Raw genomic sequence first — 4614 nt, forward strand, 5'->3', positions numbered from 1 at the left:
GTGACGTTGTAACTGCGCTTGTTTACCGTAATCTTCTCCTTGATCATCCGTTTTTACCCGGTTTTTGCTGTTTAAAATACTTTACACACGCTTGGTAGCCAGGTGCCTGTCGTGGTCCTTAAACCCCTCACGGCGGTAAAAGCGCAGGACGGGTTCGTTGTGCCTCGCGACTTCGAGGTTGATGGCCCTGACACCCAGCTTTTTGGCTGCTTTTTCTGCGCGCGCAAGCATCTTGCTGCCGAGCCCCTTGCCCATGTATTTTTCAAGTATGAAAAATTCGTCCACAAACGCGTCGCGCCCGTGGTATTCGAGGCTATAGCCAAAGGCAAGTGCCAGGTATCCTACTGCTGAACTTTTGTCAGCTGCCAGAAACACCCTGCCGCGCGCGGGGTCTGCGAGCAGGCGGCGCATGCCCCGGCACGCATTTTTCCTGTTAAAATTGTGCCTGTCATATTCATAGTACTTTTCCATCAGTGCGACTATGCCTTCAAGGTCGTCTTTTCTGGCGATCCTTATTCCGGACACGCATATATTTGGCGCCGCTCTTTATTGTGCGTTGAGATGGCGCGCGTGATTGTAACCGCGATGGCATGTTACCGCGGTTACAGCAGGGGGAAGTACACCCGTTCTTTTAGTCGGCAGCCAGAATGATTGTCAGGTAACGATAATGTCATTTGGTAACAAATGGGTAAAACCGCAAGGAGAAGGCATAGGACACAAACTGATGGAAGGGGTAAAGCCACAAGCGCCACTGAAGCCAAGGATTGAAGAAGCGCAGAAAAAGCTGCAGATGCAGATATCAAAGCTGGATGCCATCTCGGGCCGCATAAACGAGAAGGACCAGGTGATATTCAAGCGCATCGTGCTTGCGACTCAGAGCCACGACGCGCAGCACGCACGCGTGCTGTCCGGCGAGCTGTCCCAGATACGCAAGATGGGCAAGATGATAGGCTCTGCGAAATTGGCACTTGAGCAGATACAGTTGAGGCTGAACACGATAACGGAGCTTGGCGACGTCGTGGTGACCCTGAGCCCGGCAATGTCCGTCATAAAGGGGCTGCAGAGCGGACTCTCAGGCATGATGCCAGAGGCAGACCAGTCGTTCGCACAGATAGGCGACCTGCTCGGAAACATCATGACAGACTCTGGCCAGATTCCAAACGGCGAGATCGGAGGGTTCACAGGCTACAGCGAAGACACTGCCAAGATCATGGAAGAGGCAAGCGCGATAGTCGAGATGAACATGAAGAGCAAGTTCCCAGACCTGCCGGCTGGCTCAAGCACGCAGCGCTCGGCAGAGGCTTCAGGCTTTTAGGCCTGAGCCCCTCACTTTTTATTTCCCGCAATTTTTTGCAACTGTTTTTTTATCCTCGATATCGTGGGATAGCTGTAGCCTTTTTCGCGGTACGTGCGTATCATCGTCTTCCAGTTTGCCAGCCTCCACTTTGCCTGCTCGGCGCTCAGCAAATGAGTCTCCCGCTTGACCATGCTCTTTCTTCCCGGCATCAGATAGCCGCCGGCGGCAGCTGAATGGCGGTTGTATGCAAAGCGAAGGCCAAACAGGACGTCTGCAGGAGGCAGCGAGCTCAGGTACGTGGCCACTTCTCGCCCCTGCTCGTCTGACAGTTTCACCTTGAACGTAAAGTCCCTTGCAGGCAACGTCTTTTTATCGAAAAGGCTGTTAATTAACTTATTTCTAAACTCGAGTTTAGAAACATACTAGATTATGCCAGATTTTTTGCCCGCAGTTTCAAAAGCTTCGATTGCACTATCAAGGTGGCTTTTTTCATGCATCGCGGTGAGCGACACCCGCAGGCGCGCCGAGCCTTTTTTTACTGTCGGGTAGCGGACTGCCTGCGCAAAGGTGCCTTCCTTCAACAAGTCATCTGAAAAAGCGACCGCCTTCTTTTCGTCTCCTACCATGACAGGCATTATCTGGCTCTCTGACGGGCCAAGGGAAAATCCGAGGCCTGCGATCTTGCCCTTGAAATATTTGATATTTGCAAAAAGCTTTTTCTGCAGCGCGCCTTTCTTTGCGATTGGAACAGCTGCAATGGCTGCCGCGCACAGGTGGTCTGGCAGCGCAGAGGTATAGATGAACTGGCGAGAAGTGTTGACGAGGAGCTCCTTTATCTTGGCGCTCGCGGCGACGTATCCTCCAAAGCAGCCTAGGCCCTTGCTCATGCTGCTGACGTGGATGTCCGCGTCAACTCCGAATTTTGCCGGAACGCCGGAATAATGCGGGCCAAAGATAAAGTCGCCGTGGGCGTCGTCCACGATTGTGATTGCGCCATGCTCCATTGCAATCCTGCCAACCTCTCTCATGTCTGCCGAGTCGCCGTCCATGCTAAAGATCCCCTCCGTTATGATTATTTTTCTGCCGGCTGACTTTATCATCAACTGCCCGAGATGCGCGGCGTCGTTGTGCCTGAAAATCTTTACCTGCGCGCCGGCCAGCCTGCAAGCGTCGATTATGCTTGCGTGGTTCAGCTCGTCGCTGAATATCGTGGAATTTTTATCGGCAACTGCAGTCACGGCGCCCAGGTTTGCGCTGTACCCAGTCGGGTAGACGAGCGCCGCCTCTGTCCTGCGGTGCTTTGCAAGCAGGCGTTCAAGCTTGTCCATCGCAGGGTCGTTTCCTGAAATCAGCCGCGAGCTGCACTGCGACACCTGCCTCAGCGCGCCGGCCGCGGCCTTTACGACTCTCTCGTCCTGCGACAGGCCGAGGTAGTCGTTTGAGCAGAGATGTATTGCCTTTTTGCCGTTGACGGTCGCAACGGGCCCGTCGACAACGACTGTTTTCAGCCTCCTGTACAGGCTGTTTTTTTCAAGGCCGGCCAGTCTTTCCTCTACAAAATTATTTTGCTTTGAGGCCAATCTCTTTTATCATCGCGATGTCCTTGTTGGGCTGGTTGCCGCCCGTGGTCAGGTAGCCCCCTGTGATGATGCCGTTTGCGCCCGCCTTTAGCGCGAGGCGTTCCTTGTCCTTCAGGTGCACTTCGCGCCCGCCTGCTATCTTTAGTATCGTCTTTGGCATGATAAATCGCCATACTGCTATCGCCTTGATGGCGTCCATCGGGTCGATTGTGCCCATCCCTTCCATCGGCGTCCCTTCCCGGCTGATGAGGATGTTCATGGGGACCTCGTCGGGGCTCAATGACGCAATCGAGAAGGCAAGCTCGATCCTCTGCCTTTCAGTCTCGCCCATGCCGAGTATGCCTCCGCAGCATAGCTCAAGCCCCGCCTCCTTTACTATCCTTGCCGTGTTCATTCTGTCAGAAAAGTCGTGGGTCGTGCATATCTTTTGAAAATAGCTTTCCGCGGCCTCGAGGTTGTGGTTGTACCTCTTGACGCCGAGCACCTTTAGCCTCCTTGCCCTTTCGGGGGTCATAAAGCCGAGCGAGACGTTGACCTCCGTCCCTACCTCTTTTTTGACTGCGGTTATCGTGTCGCAAATCTGCTCAAAATCTTTCTCTGGCGGGGACCTGTAGGCGCACACCAGGCAAAAGCTCGTGGCGCCTCCTTCCTTGGCCATCCTTGCGTTTTCCACTATCTGCTCTGCCGGCAGCAGGGGATACTTGTTGACGCCAGTTTCATAGAATGTCGACTGGGCGCAGAACGAGCAGTCTTCGGGGCACCTGCCGGATTTCGCGTTTATCAAGGCTTCGACGTCCACGACATCACCGTTGAACTTGCGCGTGATTGTGTTGGCGCTGTCTGCAAGTGCCATGATGTCGTCGGTGGCAAGCAACCTTTCAGCTTCGTCCATTGTTATCCTGCCGCCTGCAAGGACCTTGTCCATGCAACTTGCGATGAACGCCGAATCGGACATTTTGTCGACTAGTCCTAAACTCGTAATTAAAAGTTTGGTTCACAACTGGGCCCAAAACGGAAATGTTTCTAAACTCGAGTTTAGAAATATATCCCAAAAACGTGCGTAAAACCACCTATCGACAACTTGGCAGTTTACCGCGTCAACGGTGGGGGTCTTGGCGCTGAATTCTGGGTATCTGTCACTGTCCCCAGTGCGCCAGGCTGTCAAGAAATTCCTGCCCGTAGCGCCCGGCAATTTCTTGCTCCGACTCCCAGGAAACCGGCCCGTCTTTTAGCATGCCTGCTACTTGTGCAAAGTACTTTTCAAGGTCCGCCGGCGATACGACCAGCACCCTGCCTCCCTGCGGGCCGGATCTATAGTTGTGCGGAACCCCCTTTGGAATGAATACAAAATCCCCTGCCTTGGCAAGGATCTGTTTTTCTCCGTAACGGATAGAATACTCGCCTTCCAGGACATAATACGCTTCGGCGGCTTTGGGGTGGACATGCAGGGCAGGCCCGGCGTCCGGCGGGTGGGTCATTTCAATCAGGGTGTAGGCGCCTTCTGACTGCTCCCCTGACACCTTTACCACCATCCTGGTTCCGCGAAAGTTTACCTGAATCCCTTTGCCGCTTTTCAGGGCATGCCCCTGGTGGCCACCTTCTCCCATGGGCTGACATGGCGGGCAGCCATATTTCAACTACCGTAACTGGCCATTTTTTGACGATTTATGGCATATGCAATATCAAATTCTTACCTGGTCATTTTGCTCAGTCACGGGGCCATTACCAAGTAATTTC

General features: G+C 53.7%; 6 protein-coding genes. 1 reads left to right on the plus strand and 5 read right to left on the minus strand.

All coding sequences use genetic code 11. The annotated features are described in order from the left end of the window. Nucleotides 1–81: 81 nt before the first annotated feature. On the minus strand, nt 82–525 hold the full coding sequence (locus tag ACREAY_RS09940) for an N-acetyltransferase family protein (protein ID WP_431755619.1): 444 nt from the start codon (nt 523–525) through the stop codon (nt 82–84). Between the two features lie 199 nt (nt 526–724). Between ACREAY_RS09940 and ACREAY_RS09945 the strand changes: the two genes are divergently transcribed. Continuing rightward, on the plus strand, nt 725–1315 hold the full coding sequence (locus ACREAY_RS09945; protein WP_431755620.1) for a Snf7 family protein: 591 nt from the start codon (nt 725–727) through the stop codon (nt 1313–1315). Between the two features lie 11 nt (nt 1316–1326). Here the strand turns inward: ACREAY_RS09945 and ACREAY_RS09950 are convergent, their stop codons facing one another. The 4 genes from ACREAY_RS09950 to ACREAY_RS09965 all read right to left on the minus strand — a co-directional run bounded on the left by ACREAY_RS09950 (nt 1327) and on the right by ACREAY_RS09965 (nt 4484). Beyond that, nucleotides 1327–1659, minus strand: a complete 333-nt coding sequence (locus tag ACREAY_RS09950) for a hypothetical protein (RefSeq protein WP_431755621.1) — start codon at nt 1657–1659, stop codon at nt 1327–1329. Between the two features lie 60 nt (nt 1660–1719). After that, a complete protein-coding gene (locus ACREAY_RS09955; protein ID WP_431755622.1) occupies nt 1720–2877 on the minus strand; it encodes an aminotransferase class I/II-fold pyridoxal phosphate-dependent enzyme in 1158 nt (385 codons plus the stop codon). After that, entirely contained in the window at nt 2858–3832 is a 975-nt protein-coding gene (gene bioB, locus ACREAY_RS09960; protein ID WP_431755623.1) for a biotin synthase BioB, read from the minus strand. Before bioB ends, ACREAY_RS09955 begins: the two co-directional genes overlap by 20 nt. A 181-nt stretch (nt 3833–4013) precedes the next feature. Further along, the gene (locus tag ACREAY_RS09965) at nt 4014–4484 is read right to left on the minus strand and encodes a cupin domain-containing protein (protein WP_431755624.1); all 471 of its coding nucleotides are present in this window, start codon (nt 4482–4484) and stop codon (nt 4014–4016) included. Between the last annotated feature and the right edge of the window lie 130 nt (nt 4485–4614).

Origin of the sequence: Nitrososphaera sp. (assembly GCF_050748925.1) — an archaeon.
Classification (GTDB): Archaea; Thermoproteota; Nitrososphaeria; order Nitrososphaerales; family Nitrososphaeraceae; genus Nitrososphaera.

Coding starts and splice junctions, on each gene's coding strand:
- ACREAY_RS09945 (WP_431755620.1), top strand. CDS start 725: ATGGAAGGGGTAAAGCCACAAGCGCCACTGAAGCCAAGGATTGAAGAA.
- bioB (WP_431755623.1), bottom strand. CDS start 3,832: ATGTCCGATTCGGCGTTCATCGCAAGTTGCATGGACAAGGTCCTTGCA.
- ACREAY_RS09965 (WP_431755624.1), bottom strand. CDS start 4,484: ATGGGAGAAGGTGGCCACCAGGGGCATGCCCTGAAAAGCGGCAAAGGG.